The sequence below is a fragment of the Carboxydocella sp. ULO1 genome, from assembly GCF_002049255.1.
GTDB lineage: Bacteria > Bacillota.
Genome location: NZ_BDLQ01000009.1, coordinates 55,295 through 71,151 on the forward strand (window position 1 = coordinate 55,295; position 15,857 = coordinate 71,151).

General features: G+C 42.6%; 17 protein-coding genes. 3 read left to right on the forward strand and 14 right to left on the reverse strand.

Annotated features, from left to right (window positions below):
* Positions 1-36 precede the first annotated feature (36 nt).
* The 3 genes from ULO1_RS15290 to ULO1_RS02340 form a co-directional block, all read right to left on the reverse strand.
* Complete coding sequence (locus ULO1_RS15290; protein WP_079932903.1) at positions 37-306, reverse strand: AbrB/MazE/SpoVT family DNA-binding domain-containing protein; 270 nt, start codon at positions 304-306, stop codon at positions 37-39.
* Positions 284-592 carry a hypothetical protein gene (locus tag ULO1_RS02335; protein WP_079932904.1) on the reverse strand — a complete coding sequence of 103 codons (309 nt, stop codon included), beginning with the start codon at positions 590-592 and terminating at the stop codon, positions 284-286. The genes ULO1_RS15290 and ULO1_RS02335 overlap by 23 nt, the downstream gene beginning before the upstream one ends.
* A 126-nt stretch (positions 593-718) precedes the next feature.
* On the reverse strand, positions 719-1,669 hold the full coding sequence (locus ULO1_RS02340; RefSeq protein ID WP_079932905.1) for a LuxR family transcriptional regulator: 951 nt from the start codon (positions 1,667-1,669) through the stop codon (positions 719-721).
* A gap of 270 nt (positions 1,670-1,939) precedes the next feature.
* On the opposite strand from ULO1_RS02340, the gene ULO1_RS02345 reads away from it, so the two are divergent.
* The 3 genes from ULO1_RS02345 to ULO1_RS02355 all read left to right on the forward strand — a co-directional run bounded on the left by ULO1_RS02345 (position 1,940) and on the right by ULO1_RS02355 (position 3,210).
* Positions 1,940-2,263 carry a transposase gene (locus ULO1_RS02345; protein WP_079932906.1) on the forward strand — a complete coding sequence of 108 codons (324 nt, stop codon included), beginning with the start codon at positions 1,940-1,942 and terminating at the stop codon, positions 2,261-2,263.
* A 202-nt stretch (positions 2,264-2,465) separates the two neighbouring features.
* Positions 2,466-2,600, forward strand: coding sequence for an IS3 family transposase (locus tag ULO1_RS15355; protein ID WP_143325399.1), 135 nt, complete (start codon positions 2,466-2,468; stop codon positions 2,598-2,600).
* Between the two features lie 34 nt (positions 2,601-2,634).
* Positions 2,635-3,210 (forward strand): DDE-type integrase/transposase/recombinase, encoded by a 576-nt coding sequence (locus ULO1_RS02355; protein WP_278308205.1) that lies wholly within the window; start codon positions 2,635-2,637, stop codon positions 3,208-3,210.
* A gap of 314 nt (positions 3,211-3,524) precedes the next feature.
* Here ULO1_RS02355 and ULO1_RS02365 read toward each other — a convergent pair whose 3' ends face one another.
* The 11 genes from ULO1_RS02365 to glyQ form a co-directional block, all read right to left on the reverse strand.
* The gene (locus tag ULO1_RS02365) at positions 3,525-4,079 is read right to left on the reverse strand and encodes a stage II sporulation protein M (RefSeq protein ID WP_079932910.1); all 555 of its coding nucleotides are present in this window, start codon (positions 4,077-4,079) and stop codon (positions 3,525-3,527) included.
* Positions 4,080-4,139: 60 nt separating this feature from the next.
* Positions 4,140-4,346, reverse strand: coding sequence for an uberolysin/carnocyclin family circular bacteriocin (locus ULO1_RS02370; RefSeq protein WP_079932911.1), 207 nt, complete (start codon positions 4,344-4,346; stop codon positions 4,140-4,142).
* A 44-nt stretch (positions 4,347-4,390) separates the two neighbouring features.
* Complete coding sequence (locus tag ULO1_RS02375) at positions 4,391-5,143, reverse strand: ABC transporter ATP-binding protein (RefSeq protein ID WP_079932912.1); 753 nt, start codon at positions 5,141-5,143, stop codon at positions 4,391-4,393.
* A gap of 17 nt (positions 5,144-5,160) precedes the next feature.
* The gene (locus tag ULO1_RS02380; protein ID WP_079932913.1) at positions 5,161-6,951 is read right to left on the reverse strand and encodes a hypothetical protein; all 1,791 of its coding nucleotides are present in this window, start codon (positions 6,949-6,951) and stop codon (positions 5,161-5,163) included.
* Positions 6,932-7,132: a hypothetical protein gene (locus ULO1_RS02385; protein ID WP_079932914.1), complete on the reverse strand. Its 201-nt coding sequence runs from the start codon at positions 7,130-7,132 to the stop codon at positions 6,932-6,934. Before ULO1_RS02385 ends, ULO1_RS02380 begins: the two co-directional genes overlap by 20 nt.
* 29 nt (positions 7,133-7,161) lie before the next feature.
* The gene (locus ULO1_RS02390; RefSeq protein ID WP_079932915.1) at positions 7,162-7,839 is read right to left on the reverse strand and encodes a YIP1 family protein; all 678 of its coding nucleotides are present in this window, start codon (positions 7,837-7,839) and stop codon (positions 7,162-7,164) included.
* Positions 7,840-8,400: 561 nt separating this feature from the next.
* Positions 8,401-9,750, reverse strand: coding sequence for an ABC transporter permease (locus ULO1_RS02400; RefSeq protein ID WP_079932917.1), 1,350 nt, complete (start codon positions 9,748-9,750; stop codon positions 8,401-8,403).
* Position 9,751: 1 nt separating this feature from the next.
* On the reverse strand, positions 9,752-11,770 hold the full coding sequence (locus ULO1_RS02405; protein WP_079932918.1) for a COG1361 S-layer family protein: 2,019 nt from the start codon (positions 11,768-11,770) through the stop codon (positions 9,752-9,754).
* The gene (locus ULO1_RS02410) at positions 11,767-12,573 is read right to left on the reverse strand and encodes an ABC transporter ATP-binding protein (RefSeq protein WP_242947892.1); all 807 of its coding nucleotides are present in this window, start codon (positions 12,571-12,573) and stop codon (positions 11,767-11,769) included. Before ULO1_RS02410 ends, ULO1_RS02405 begins: the two co-directional genes overlap by 4 nt.
* Positions 12,574-12,755: 182 nt before the next feature.
* Complete coding sequence (gene glyS / locus ULO1_RS02415) at positions 12,756-14,837, reverse strand: glycine--tRNA ligase subunit beta (protein WP_079932919.1); 2,082 nt, start codon at positions 14,835-14,837, stop codon at positions 12,756-12,758.
* A gap of 4 nt (positions 14,838-14,841) precedes the next feature.
* Complete coding sequence (glyQ, locus tag ULO1_RS02420; protein ID WP_078664998.1) at positions 14,842-15,726, reverse strand: glycine--tRNA ligase subunit alpha; 885 nt, start codon at positions 15,724-15,726, stop codon at positions 14,842-14,844.
* Between the last annotated feature and the right edge of the window lie 131 nt (positions 15,727-15,857).

The window sequence follows — 15,857 nt, forward strand, 5'->3', positions numbered from 1 at the left end:
AATGTGTTTTTCATCACAGTAATATTTGATTAAAATTTACTTAAAGTTTGTTTCTTCCCGGTCTGTTTCCAGTTCCCTTACTTTTAATAAATCCTGAACCAGTTCTTCCTGGTTTGCCAGACAACCAGCAATTCGACGAATAACCTCAATCTTGCTTTTTTTGCCTATCGGTGTAAGTATTACCTGGTCCTGTTGCCATTTAAACAAAATTTGGTCTCCCACTTTAAGATTCAGTAACTTAATAACTTGTTTTGGAATTGAAATAACATAGCTGTTCCCCACTTTATATATTTTTCTTACTTCCATTTGAAAACCATCCTTTCACCAGCAGATAATTAGCTTCATACTGGCCAACAGAAGTTATTTCCCCTTCCGCTTGTCCGCTATGGCGAAAATCAAACACCAACACATTATAGCCATTCTTGACCAGTTCAACTACAATAGCCAGTCCGGGATCATCTTTTAGTCCATAATCTGCCGGTGTTTGTTCCGCAAGAAGTCGAGACGGATGAGTTAAAAACCCGTAAATTCCCGTAAACAGCAGTAAAATAATCAGCCCGATAACTCCCCAGCGCTTATACTGCTTGTACATAAACAAACCCTCCCAGTACACTGCAGCTTTAATCTATCTCTATCATATTCAAAACAAAAGCTCCCATTCCTGCAAGAATGAGAGCTTTTTGCCACCCGGAAAACAAATTGCTTCCCAAACACTATGTTACGAATCATCGGTGGCTAGCACAACTGCTTTCTGCTGGTATTGCTGAAATAAATCCAATGTGGACCTCGATTTTTCTAATTCCCTTAGAAGCTTTATCGTAAGCTCCATTCGACCCGAAACCTCTAGTTTCTGGTAGATCCGGGAAATATAAGTGTTTATCGTTCCCTGGGACAGATGTAATTTCCTGGCAATTTCGGCATAAGACTGCTCACTGGTCAAAAGTGGTATAATTTCTATTTCTCGTGAACTCAGCGACCCCTGGGCCAATTTCTGTGCCAGCAAGGAAAGCATGTTGTTCCTCTCTTTCTCATACCACACCTTCGCTACTACCTGCTGCAGTCTATTGCAGATTAAACTGACTACCATAACGGCAAGCCTCAAATCATTCTCGTTCGGTGCTGAAACATCAAAGGCCCAGAGTACTTCACCGTTAGGTAAAAAAATCAGGCCCGCAGCACACCAGATGTTCCCAAACACATCTTTCAGGTAATGTTGTGGACCCAGCAAGATAACTGTCCTTTTCAGGTTGAGAGAAAGGGCAATGGCATTGGTTCCTGCACTGTAAAGCCGAAAATCGGTGCCCTGCCGCAAGCCTTTACCTAGATACTCTTTCCGGTTGCGGGCTATGGTGTAAAGATTTATTCCCCGGGCATCAGTAAGAAAACAGACAAATCCTGCTGGAAGGATTCTGTACACTTCCTTCAGAACAGGCAAAGCTGCTTTCAGATAATCCCGTTGTGTCCTTTTTAGTTTAACTACGTCTGCCAATGGCAGAATATGCCTGGGGTAATTGACGTTAGGAGTTAGACCGAATTTTGCACACTCAATGTCGAAATTCTTTAATTCATCCTCTGTTACCCCAAACTCATGCAAAAAATCAACCAAATCAGGTGGTTTCAGCTCAGATATAAATTGAGAGTACCTTCCTTTCCAGCCGTTTTTGTTCAATTCGCTACCCACCCTTCCCCTGTTAACTGTTACTAATGAATGAAGAGTACATCTCTATTTTATCACTAAACCACAAAAAATCCTGTCGTTATTTGTCACAAAAAGATTCTTTTTCAAAATTATGCTATAAATCTAAGTATTAATCTATACCCAACCAAAATTAAAAATACTTATTAGATTAAATAGATTATTATTTTTTGCTTTTTAGCCCCCTAACTCATTTGGACACTAGGACTCTTAAGAGTTAAAATAATGTTAGGGGGCGATTTTATGATACGCAGAAAATATACCGCTAAATTTAAGAATCAAGTCATTAAGGAAGCGCTGGAAACTGGAAATAATGCCATAGTAGCAAGAAGGCACGAACTGAATCCTAATATGGTCAGCCGCTGGGTAAGAGAATACAAACAGGGCAAACATCAATCTTTACCTGTGGAACATTCAACTATTAATGAAATTTATCCTGATTACAAGCAGCTTACTGAGGAAAATGAGCAGCTAAAGAAACTTCTTGGTGAAAAAGACCTGGAAATAGCTATTCTTCGTGATTTAGTAAAAAAGAAAAACCCTCACTTGCTGACAAGATTGAAGTAGCCAAAAAATGGATTAATCTAGGGTACCCAGCAGTCAAAGTATTGCGTATCGTTGGGGTATCCAGGTCAACTTACTATTATCAGCTAAAGAGACAATATGCCCAGAGGAGAGCAAGTGGGGGACGTCCTGTGCCTGGGTATTCTTGTGATGAACAAAAGACTAAGATAAGTGATGAAGAAATAAAAAATGGTTATTACAGTTTATAGAAAATGAGGGCTTTGCCTATGGTTATGTCAAATTGACCATGGCATTACGGAAAACTCTCGGACTGATCATCAATAAAAAGAAGGTTTATCGTTTATGTAAGCAACCGGGCATTCTACGTCCGCAAAGGTAAATAAAACCCAATTATCCCAGCTAGGAACCGTACTATAAATAATTCAAACCAGTTATGGGAAACAGATTTGAAATATGGCTCTATAGCGGCTGAAAAAAGATTTTTCTTTAGTCTGTCATATATTGATGTATATGATAGGTCGATCGTCGGTTACCATATTGGTCTGAAATGCGAAGGCGTAGACGCTGCCAGAACACTGGAACAGGCATTATGGAAGCGAAAACTACTTGAGGAAGAAATTAAACCTGTGATCAGAACAGATAATGGTCCACAATTCAAATCTCGTATTTTCCAGAAAAAATGTCAGAGCCTGAAAATCGAACATGAACGTATTCGCAATAGAACACCGAACATGAATGCACACATAGAGGCATTTCATAGCATTCTAGAAGCAGAATGCCTAAGCTTGTATGAGTTCCAAACATATGCCGAAGCCTACAAAGTAGTAAGTGATTTTATAAAATTTTCCTCTCAACCGCAACTAATGAATAGCCAATTCGGAAATGGAGTCAAGGGTGAGCGTAGCAAGGGCGAAGCCTTTACCCTTGACGGAATTGAGGAATTGGCTAAAATAGGAATTCAGTTGAGAGAAAAACCAAAGAAAACTTGAGAATTTAAAAGTATGTATCCAAAATTAGGGGGTTAGCCCGCAATTATTTGTTGGCAATATAGCTATTTCTGACCGAGAAAAATTGCGGAATCAGGAGGGCACATGCCGAAAAAGATCTCTGAAATAGTTCACCAATCCCTTCCAGGTAATCCCGAAAGAGGTGAAGGTATAATATTCTGCTATCATTACAATTATACATATTAATAAATAGTACTTTTTTTTAGTAGAGAAGTACATCTGCAACCAAAAAACAATAATAAACAAACTACTAACTACTGCCAAAATATCGGTAAATTTAAGTTCTTTCAAAGATGTCACCCCTGGTTTATAAATATTACAGTAATATACGCTTCTATAAAGCCTGCCAAAACTATTAAGGAAATTGATAAAAACAACAGTCCGCAAAATTTCCTGAGATATATATCAAGCTTGACTTCCTTGCCCCGAAGGGACGCAAGCAGACATATAAGTGACTGAAACCCTGCTGCAGACCCGAGCATTATCCCGGCAATCTCTATCAGACCGTGAGGAACCAGTCTCAAAAAAACATCCGATGCCGGCATAACTTGTAGACTGGCGACAATTCCATCCCCTAGTGTAACTCCATTATAAACCAAAATAATTGCGGTTGAAACTCCAAATGAAAGGAGGCCGGAAATTAAATATATAATCCCTTTTAGATTATTCTTTATTATGGGATAGGCTTCATAATAAGGATCAAATCGTTGGAGCGGGACAAACCGGCTAGGCTCGGCGGCGATTTCTGAACTGAGGACTACACCAATTATCCCGCCTGCTCCATAAATAAAAAATGCGAACAGCAGTTCCGGATAACAGCAGGAAATGAGTGTTCTAAGCCTATCAACCATAATTCTCCTCCCTGAATTTAGATTTTTGAGCAGGGGGGAAGATCCCCTGCTCAATCAGTTTTACCACATAATAACTTCCTTTGCTCCTTGGCGCCACAGCATTCGCTTGACAATCTCAATTGTCAGGACACCCAAAGCCCCGATACCACCGAAGATGCCGGCTAGAATAGCAATAATAGTAGCCGTATCATGCCCGGCATTTATCAGCTGGATTAACTTAGTAGCTACACCATAGGATGCAATTCCGGTGCTTACCAGATCAAACATATTCTTCACCTCCCTCTACTGATGAGAATTTATAATAACTACAACTATTGGTTGTAATTATTACCTTTGTCCTCAGAACTGCGGGTCAATTTGAGGAAGATGTCTTCTAAACTGTTGTTTCCCGCACGTGCGGTTTCTCGAAGCTGGGATAGTGTCCCAAGGCCAACGACACGGCCCTTGTTTATAATTAGGAGCCGATCACACAACTTTTCGGCAACCTCCAGGATATGGGTGCTGAAAATAATGCAATTTCCTTCCCGGACATAGCCCTTTAGGTAGTCCTTAATTAATTTACTGCTTTCCGGATCGAGTCCGGTTAAAGGCTCATCGAGAATCAATATCTTGGGCTTATGGACTAAAGCCCCCAGCAAGGCGATTTTTTGCTGCATTCCTTTAGAATATGTCTTAATAAAATGGTCAAACTTGTATTCTAGATTTAGCAAAGGCAAAAGCTTTTCGGTACATTCCAAGCATTCTTCAGAGGGGATCTCCCAAAGGTCGGCCATGAATTCTACATATTCTCTACCGGTAAGGTAATCGTACAGGTTTAAATCGTCCGGAATAAAGCCAATTTGTTTCTTCATTTCCACCGGGTTGGTTATATTGTCAAAACCGCATACAGTAATAATGCCTTCGTCAGGCTTAACCAGTCCGGTGATCATCTTAAGAGTTGTGGTCTTTCCTGCACCATTGGGACCCAATAACCCGAAAATCTCACCTGTATTTACCCTAAAGCTGAGATTTTCCACAACCAACTCATTTCCGTATTTTTTAGTCAGCCCTTTAACCTCCAGCATCTAGCCACACTCCTGTCTTAACTCCATATTTCCCCAATGGAATGAGAGTTTTCAAATTGATTCTCCTCAACTTTCCGGCAGCAGGCCGAAAAAAAGACAACTGTCAGAGCCAAACTCAGTAATATAAATAACCCCAGGCCAACATACGGACTTTTAAAGTAGAAGAGGATTCCTCCACCCAAAAATATGTAAACGGTAGCCAGGAAGTTCATTAGTATTTTCGCTTTGGTAGTTGGCAAATCAAGCAGTGAGGTGTATTCAAAATTGGGGAAGGTGGTAGTAGCAGTAATGCCCATTGTTGCCAGTGTTGGTACGGCAGCCATTGCACCTAATAATACAAAGCCGGTTAAACTGTGAAAGAAGAGGGTAACGATTATGTTCATTAATACAGTTACAGGTAAAGCAACCAGCACGATACAAAGAATTTTAGCGCTAATTATCCTGACCGCCCTGACAGGTGAAGCTTTCAGAACTAAAAAATTGTTCCCCTCTGAATCTATGGAAAACCTGTCCAACAACGCAAAAACCGTCAGATTTGCCCCAAATATAACTAGTAGGGTTGCTAAAGCATCCCGATTAATTTTTATGCCTGTTGCCTTGCTTTGAACAAAAGCAAATACTCCCGTTGACATTGCAAATCCCAACAGCACCATAACCAGTACAGGTATCCAGGTGAACTTCCGGTCGCGGATTAAGCTGCGGAAATCTTTAACCAGGATAGCCCGGGTTTGTGGATTAACCCAGGATAAACTACTTTTTAGCCGTGCGCTGAACCTTTCCAGCTTAATTCCAGACTTCGGTTGATTAAACTCGTAAAACAGTCCAAACAAAGCCTCCCTCTCAATGTCTTTCATCAGGTGCCTTGTGAGGACAACAACGATAGCCACAAGCAGATAAAATCCCGTAAGCCTCAGGAACGGCAAGGCATACATTTGCTGTCCTGCCTCTATTACGGCCCAAGCAAGCCAATTGTGCGGCAATATCGGGTTTAAAACCGCCTCGACCATAAATTTATAAAAGTGGTTTTCCACAATAGCCCCAAGCAGCGTTCTGAATTTGGAGTTATCGATTATTTTCGCAAACGGCTGGAAAATATAAATCAATGAAATGACGTTCAGACCCATAGCGAACCAATAAAATAAGGTGTAACCGATAATTTGCTTATGGAGGATTTTCGCCCTAATTACGAGAAGAATTGCAGCAACCCTTATGGTATTACCCAGGATAAAAATACCGGAAATAGCCAGAGTACCTGCCAGTACGGTTACAGTAGCCGGGTTTAGCATTAATACCAGGTTAATAGCTACTGGTAATGCTAAAAACACTGTCCAGCCCGCCAGGTTTATGTAATGACGTTCGAATAACTTGGCGAGTATAATTTCCCGGGCTGAAAGTGGTGCAAGGAGTAAGTTTGCAAAGTCATCTGCCTGCAAAAACCTGATTATTCCGTTTTTTAAATTATTAAAAACAGTACTCACTGTGAGAGAAAACAAGAACAAGCTTAACCAGCGGATCTGTGTTCCGACCGGAATTTTATTCAGGTAATTTAGAATCATGCTTAATAACAGGTTAGAAAATAATAACGAGATCATGAACAGGATCAGTCCAGCTAAAATAAGTAGAATCAGGCTTACCCAGACCCGTTTCTTATCCTTCTTGTGTGCTTCGTTACCGTAGAGGATTTTGTTAATTAATATGTTCTTTCTGTTTCTTAACACTATCCAAATCTTTCGCATAATCAACTCGACCTCTGTTAATTTAACAAACAGGGGGATGTCCCCCTGTTTATTACCAAAATACTGCAGCACTCATTCCTAGTTCCCAGATCTTCTTCCTGATAGCAGAATAAAAAACCCCAATCCAGGAAGCTACCCCGGATACAATTGCAATAATTGTAGCAATAGACAACCCTGCATTTATTGCATCGGCAATTAGCCAAGCAGTATAATAACTTACCCCAATATTTTGAACCATCGCGAATTCTGGCATATTTATCACCTCCTTTCCGATGACACTTGTTATTTCGGTACCCTTGGAAGCACACCGGGCATGATACTTTGAACCAGCACTTCAATGGCAAAAAAACCGGCAACAAGTAGATAGGATTTTTTCCATGACGTTTTTAACAGTACATGGATTACAATTCCCAGCAAAAACAACGACCATAGATTAAACAGGTCGATATTGCCATAGAACGCATTCAGAAGCGGGGAACCGGTGTTGATCACTGAAGCTAGCCCCTTTTTAACCGGAATTATACCGGTCTGGCTGACCTTTCCTGCTAGCAGGAGTAACTTAAGATTTTTGGGGATTTGTTCAAAACCCAGCATAGACACCACATACCTTAATTGCAATTCTTGTTGAAAAATTTTACCTATAAAGAAAAAGACTAGACAACCAAGAATAAATGTAAATAAACCCATTATCGTACTTGAGAACACAGCTACAACACTGAAAATAACTTCAGCATTACCACTTATAGTGATATCAGTCTTTTTTAATTGTGTTTGCACAACTGGAAGCATGGTAAAAGCAAAGATAAGTTGAGTCAGGGTAATTGACAAAAATGGCATGAGAAACCGGGGGGATTCGGTCAGTTGTATGAAAAAAGCTTTGGGATTAGTTATAAAAGTATAGTAAACAAATTTCTTCGTCTCGGGATTATTCTGGTTAAGGTTTGAAACTGTGCTTTCCATATTATCCTCCAGCTCGTAATTTTACTTTTCTGCAGGTCAGCCTTTTTTTATTGCTTCAAGAGGCTTTAGTCGTACTGCCCTAATGGCCGGATATAGCCCCGAAAGTAAACCGATCATAGTGGAAAAAGCGAGACCTAGGTTAAAACTCATCTTGAAGCTGTATCGGGCTTTAGCAAATATCTGGGTTAGAATCACTTTGCTATCTGGAAAAACCGTAACCATTTGGATTTTCCTAGCAGAAGGGCTTAACACAGTTCAATGGCCTAAAAATATAGATTTTAAAAACAAAATTTTTCATTAAAGATTATATTTAATAATTTATGCCATTATATCCCATTTCATATAATATATACTTCGATTAAACTAATTTATAATTACACCTTTTGACATAGAAATCTCAATAAACTTTTAATTTCTCCGTTTTTTTAAAGAGTTAACCCTCAGATATACACCTTATTAATAAAACTACTTGACCTTTTCCCAAGAATGGTATTAATAAACGTAATTTGTAACACAAATCCGTTAAAGATGATTGTCTTTTAAAATAGGTCGTTAATTAAATCAAAGTTGCCTAATTGCTTCTAACGGACTTAACTTTGCTGCCCTTACTGCCGGGTAGAGTCCCGCCAATAGTCCGACTAATGTTGAAAAGCCTAGTGAAAATATAGCCAACCATAGCGGTACATAAACCAGTTCAATCGTTTCCGTGGCCCCCTTTCTTAAATACAAGTTAGCAAGCACGTTTATTATCTTAGAAGCTGTCCAACCAAAACCTAACCCAATTATCCCACCCAGAAATCCAATCGTTCCTGCTTCAAATAGGAATATCATTTTTATATCTTTAACTGTAGCACCAACAACTTTCATAATGCCGATCTCTCTAGTCCTTTCATAAATTGACATAATCATGGTATTGATAATTCCAAAGGATGCTACAAATAAAGATATAGAACCAATTCCGCCCAGGAATACCTCAATAATTCCAAAAATCTTGTTTACTGTACCCAACATTTGTTTAAGCGAAAAAATTGAGAATCCTAATCCTTCGATTTCTTTTTGCGCCTGTTCTATGTTTTGGGGCGAGTCTATTTGTACTTTAACTAATTCATATGACATTTTTTCCCCTTGCCTACCCTCTTTCCACATTTTTAAGTTCTTAGCCATTCCTAATGGTACAAATACGCTTACATCTTCTTGCTGCCCTGTTTCTACCAGAACCCCTACAACATTGACTCTTATCGTTTTTTCCTCAGTTTGGCCATCCTTATCAGTCTTAACGGCTTTTAAAATTAAACTCTTTCTATAGAGGTCTATCTTTTCCTGCTGCTCGTTAACACTATTTTGTATGGGAAAATCCGATACCTTTTTTTCTTTCTTTTTGCCAAGTTTCTTGCCATTTTCCGTTCCCTTTGTTTCCTCCTGAAGAGCTTGTCCTAACTTGTAACCAACAATAACTACGTTTTTATCCCCCTGCCGAAAAGACCGTCCTTTATAAATCTGCATAACTTTTTGCGAGTAACTGGGTTCCACTCCTTTTATAATAACTTTAGACGAATACCTTCCGACCTTCAGTTCTATACCATACACTGACAGATCGGGGGTAACATCTTTAACATACGGAAGTTTAATAATTTTTTTAATGGCTTTATCATCTAATGGTTCAACAGGCTCCATCTGGTCAAAACTTTGATCGGACGAAGTAATCTCATATTTTGGCATAACTCTGAGTTCAGTAGCAGACCCCATATTTCCCAGTTGTTCCGTAATATTTTTTTTCATACCAGCCCCTATGGAAATCATAGTCACTATGGCTGAAGTACCAATCACAACACCGAATGTAGTTAGGGCAGTCCTGACTTTCATCCTCAGGAGGTTTGTCCAAACAATTCTCAGCAGGTCTAATTTATTCATCTTATTCACCTAATCCAAAAATTGCCAAAATGAAATTTTTGATCCACGACCAAAAACCACCTTCATTTTTAGTTTTGCTAACCGCCGGTTTTTCCGGTGGTTTTTCTACTTCGATGGTCACCGGTTTAACAATAGTTGTTTGCTGGCCATAGTCGTTAGTATAGGAAAAAGTTATATTTCCTGAATAGACTCCGGGCTTATCTAATCTAGCAGTAGTCTCATATATATCACTACTTCCTACATCGAACTTCCCAAGATAATAAGTGGGATAATCTACTTCAAAATTACCGGTAAAAGTGATAAGTAAGTTTTCAATTGGCTGTTTGCCTATATTGATGAAGTCAGAGTAAATCTTGAACTCCTGACCTGGTTTTATCTTTTGAGGATAATCAAAACTCATGATCTGTAAACTTTGATCCTGGATAACCGGAATTCCAATAACCTCCTGATGGGACAATGCTTTCCCCTCTTTGTCCTGGTACTCCACATTGACCACAAGGTTATACACTTTAGACTTCGCTTCTCCACCGGCAAACATTTTCTGTTTAACTGTGCGGGTCTGATGAGGTCCCAATCGATTAATAAACAAGGTATTGCTGCTGTCAACGGGAGCAAAAACCAATAGACCTTGCTCACCCTGAACATTATTTAAGGTCAGAGCAATGTTCTGTGCCACATCCCCCCCAATGTTTTGTACATGAAATTCGATTTCAAATAGTTTACCTGCCTCTACTTTCGGAGACGTAAGCCGGGTACCTACGATCAATACCTTCGGCTGTGTGATGGACCGGTTTTCTTCCTGGTTTACCACAGGAACGCCGATAAATTCTTTCGACTGGTACTGGTTTCCTGACTCATCCTGATAGTCAATAGTTAAGGCAATATTATGTCTTCCGCTGGCTGCTTTCTTGCTGATTGCCAACTTAATCCTTTTTGTTATTGCTGAGAACCCATCTACCTGATTGACAAAGACAGTATTACCTGAGGCTACGGTGGAAAAAGTATTTTCATCTGCACCCATATTTTCCATTGTAACTTTTACATTTTGCGCAGAAAACTTGGTAAAGTTGGTAATTTCCAAAGTAAGATCAAAATTCTCTCCAGCCCCGACAGGTGATTTGCTCAAATTGTAAGAGGTTACTGAAAGTTGCGGTTTGCCTTCTTCATGAGAAAGTTTTCCGTTTTTAGTTACTGTAACACCAACCACTTCAGTTGTTCTGTATTCCCGCCCGTCGATCCCCTGATATTCCAAATTTACTGAAATATTATACATTTTAGGTTCTGCTTTGGGACTTACAGCAAACTCGAGAGACTCCGTCTTGCTTTTTCCATCTTCAAGATAATTTATATAAACCGAATTGCTTCTGTTTACCGGCGAAAAGACAGTCAAACCATTGGAACCTTCCACTGAGTTGACAGTTACCTTGATGCTTTTTGCATCTTCTAATCCAAAATTGGTAACATCAAGAGTCAGTACCACGTTTTGACCAGCTTCTACGGCCCCGGGAAAAGTTTGGACCCTGGAGATGACCAGTTTTGGTTCGTATACCCTTTTTTCTTCCGGTTTTTCTAAAGGGATTCCAATAACCTGTTCGGTGTTAAGTTGTTGCCCGTTCTCGTCCTCGTACTCAATGGTTATATAAAGATTATTAACTCCTGCGCCGGCGGTAGCGCTTGATCCAAGTTTAATTTGCTGGGAAACTTCTTCATTACTTTTAATTTCATTACCTGGCAAAGTAAGATAGACGATGTTCCCAGATTTGAAAGAGGAAAAGGGACTCAATACACTTCCCTTGTTAATCAGGATTCTGACATTTCTTGCAGGCTTGTCACCGATGTTTTTAATGAATAAAGTGGCATCAAAAGATTCCCCGGCCTCTATATTTGAAGGTCGGGTGCTCACTGAAGTTATAATCAGCTTAGGATAAGGATATGCGGCAGAAGTTCCTGGTGGAAAAGTCGACAGAATCAACAATAATATCACAAAGACAGTTATCGTTTTTACATAATGCAACTTCATTCCCTGACACCGTCCTGAAATCTACGGCTTTTGCTGCCGTAAGCAATTTTTTCGATTCTACCGTCTCGAAAGTGAATAACCCTGTCCCCATAAGCAGCGATGTTAGGATCATGAGTAACCAGAACAATCGTTTTTTGATTCTCACGGTTTAACCTGTTTAGTAATTGAATAATTTCCTGGCTTGTTTTGGAGTCCAGGTTACCCGTCGGTTCATCGGCCAGAAGGATCTCCGGATCGTTGGCCAATGCCCTGGCAATACTAACTCTTTGCTGCTGCCCCCCGCTAAGTTCGTTGGGCTTGTGGTTTTCCCTGTTGCTTAAACCAGTTAATTCTAACAAACGTTTTGCTTTCAGGTGGCGCTTGTTTTTGGGAACTCCTGCAAACAACATAGGCCTTTCTACATTTTCCAGCGCCGTTAATGTATGAATCAGATTAAAGGATTGAAATACAAAGCCAATATGTTTCCGTCTTAACAGGGCGAGAGCATCTTCTGATAGCTGGGTAATTTCACGGTCACCAATGGTAACTTTGCCGGAAGTAGGCCGTATCAGTCCTCCCAATAGATTTAGCAAAGTCGACTTACCGGACCCCGAGGGACCCACCAAAGCTATAAACTCACCAGGATTGATCTCTAAGCAAATATCATTAACAGCGTATATCTCTTCCTGGCCCATTGTGAATTTCTGGGTAAGTCGTTCGACTTTGATTATAGGCTTAATCAAGTTCTTCTTAGTATCCTTAACATGATTTGAGATAAGATTCTGACCAGGGTAATCCTGATGATTCTCCGTTTGGTTAGACATTTTAATCTCTCCAGGTTTTGTTATAAATAGAGTGTTCTAGCAAAAATTATAAAATTAACTACATAATTTTGCCAATCATATGTTTATATGAATTTTTGCTTTGCATCGTAAACACCTTCGGCTCTCGCCCATGCCATGCTTGCACAAAAAAATCCCTGCCCCAATAGGACAGGGATTGCCTTTTAAGCCAGTTTGCTCAAATCCGCAGCCGCACTTAAATCAGCGGCCAGTTCCCGTAACAGGGCCAGCCGGGCCCGGCGCAAATCCTCCTCTTTGGCCATGACCATCACCTCGGTAAAGAAGCGGTCAATCACCGGCCGCAGCTGGGAAGCCTGTTTGAACCACTCTTCATAGCGTCCAGCCCGCAGGAGCTCCTCGCTTTCCTCCCGGAAAGCCTGCCAGGCAGCCAGTAGCGCTTGCTCCGCCGGTTCCTGCAACAGCTCGTTCACTACTTGCCCGCCTTCATCCTTTTTGGCCAGATTGACCACCCGGGTAAAAGCTGTCTGCACATCAGCAAAATCCGCCTCCTGCCGGACTTTGGCCAGAGCGCGGGCCCGTTCAGCCGCAGCGGTCAGGTCAGCATAACCGGCCGCCAGGACAGCATCCACTGTATCATAGGCCAGGCCTTCATCTTCCATCAGGATATAACGGAGGCGAAGGCGGAAAAACTCCATTACTTCCACAACGGTTTTTTCCCGGTCCAGCTTGAGGCCAGGCTTGTCAGCAATAGCAGCATAAGTCCTGTTGATAGCTGCCGGTAAATCCAGATGCCAGCCCCGCTGGAGCAGGATATGGCAGATACCCAGAGCCTGCCGCCGCAGGGCGTAGGGATCCTGAGAACCGGTAGGCTGAATGCCCACTGCAAAGCACCCTACGATGGTATCCAGTTTGTCAGCAATGCTGACCAGAGCCCCGGCTACGCTGGCAGGCAGCATATCCCCGGCAAAACGGGGTAAATAGTGCTCGAAAATGGCCTGCGCCACTTCTTCCCGTTCGCCTGACAGGCGGGCATAATAGCGACCCATAATGCCCTGCAGTTCAGGGAACTCATAAACCATGCTGGTGACCAGGTCCGCCTTGGCCAGCCGGGCTGTGCGAGCGGCAATTTCCTTTTCCTCCGCCACTACCTGCAAGGTCTCCGCCAGGTAGGAGGTCAGGTTCTGAATGCGCTGCACCTTTTCCCCCAGTGTCCCCAGGTTTTCCTGGAACACGATTTTATCCAGTCTGGGCAGATAGGCAGCCAGGGGCTGCTTCTGGTCCTCCTCATAGAAGAACCGGGCATCAGCCAGCCGGGCCCGCAGCACCTTTTCATTGCCCTCCCGCACGATCTCGATGTAATCGGCTGTACCATTGCGGACGGTGATGAATTTGTTCAGCAATCTGCCCTGCTGGTCCCGGACCGGGAAGTAGCGCTGGTGTTCTTTCATGGGAGTGATGATGACTTCATCAGGCAGTTGCAAAAATTCCGCCTCAAAGCTGCCGCACAGGGCAGTGGGATATTCCAGCAGGTAAATGATTTCTTCCAGCAAGTCCGCATCCTCTTCCACCTGCCCCCCTTCCCGGGCGGCCAGGTCCTGAATCTGCTGCCAGACCTGGCGCCGCCGTTCTTCCTGGTCCACCATGACATAGCCTTTTTCCAGCAGCAATTGGCGGTATTCAGAAGCATGGTTGACAGTGAAGGGGCCTGGACCCAGCACCCGGTGGCCATAAGTCAGGCGGCCACTCACCAGGTTTTCCAGCTTAAATTCCAGCACCTGGTCATCCAGCAGACAGAACAGCCAGCGGATAGGCCGGGCAAAACGAAAATCATAATGGGCCCAGCGCATGGGCTTGGGGAAAGAAAGGCCACTGATGAAGGTAGGGGCAAGTTCAGTCATCACCTCAGCGGTACTGCGCCCTTTGATTTCCTTGCGGGCAAAAACATACTCCACCCCGTTCACTTCTTTGATCAGCAGATCAGCCAGGGCTACTCCCTGACTGCGGGCAAAACCTTCCACTGCTTTCGTGGGCTTGCCCTCAGCATCAAAAGCCGCTTTTTTTGCCGGCCCTTTCACTTCTTCGGTCACATCGGCCTGTTTTTCCGGCAGACCGGTGATATTCAACACCAGCCGACGCGGTGTGGCCCAGACCCGGATTTGCTCATAAGTTAATTTCTCTTTATCCAGTGCCTTTTGGGCCAGTTCTTCCAGCTGTTTGATGGCTCCGGGCAAGAATTTGGCCGGTATTTCTTCGGTACCAATTTCCAGTAAAAACTCTTTGGCCATTCCCTTATCCCTCCTGTTTTGCCTGTTTTAACAAAGGATAGCCCAGCCGCTCTCTCTGTTCAATATAAGCCTGAGCGCTGAGACGGGCCAGGTTGCGCACCCGGGCGATGTAACCGGTCCGCTCGGTAACACTGATAGCCCCCCGGGCATCCAGCAGGTTAAAGGTATGAGAACACTTGAGGACATAGTCATAGGCAGGCAGGACAAACCCGGCCTCCAGCACCCGTTTGGCTTCCTGTTCATACATATCGAAAAGGCGGAAGAGCATGTCGGTATCTGCGATTTCAAAGTTATAATGGGAATGTTCCACTTCGCCCTGATGATGGACATCGCCGTAGGTGATGCCATTTACCCATTCGATGTCAAAGACATTGTCCTTTTTCTGAATAAACATAGCCAGGCGTTCCAAACCATAAGTAATCTCTGCGCAAACTGGACGGCAATCAATCCCGCCACACTGCTGGAAGTAGGTAAACTGGGTTACTTCCATGCCATCCAGCCAGACTTCCCAGCCCAGACCCCAGGCTCCCAGGGTGGGACTTTCCCAGTTGTCCTCCACAAAGCGGATATCATGCTGGGCTGGATCAATGCCAATAGCCCGCAAACTGTCCAGATAGATATCCAGCACATTATCAGGGCTGGGTTTGAGGATCACCTGATACTGATAATAATGTTGCAGACGATTGGGGTTTTCCCCATAGCGACCGTCCGTGGGCCGCCGGGAAGGTTCCACATAAGCCACATTCCAGGGTTCAGGTCCTAATGCCCGCAAAAAAGTAGCAGGATTCATAGTACCAGCACCCTTTTCCACATCATAGGGCTGCTGAATGATGCAGTTCTGTTCGGCCCAGAACTTATTGAGGGCCAGGATCATGTCCTGAAAATTCATAGCATCAACCTCCTTGTCAATGAACAAATTCGCCCTTCGGGCGACTTAAACGAGTAAGCCGCAATGCCTACTCTTTTTCTCCTTTATAAACCATGCCTCCAGGACAATAAGGACATTCCAAAATTGGCATT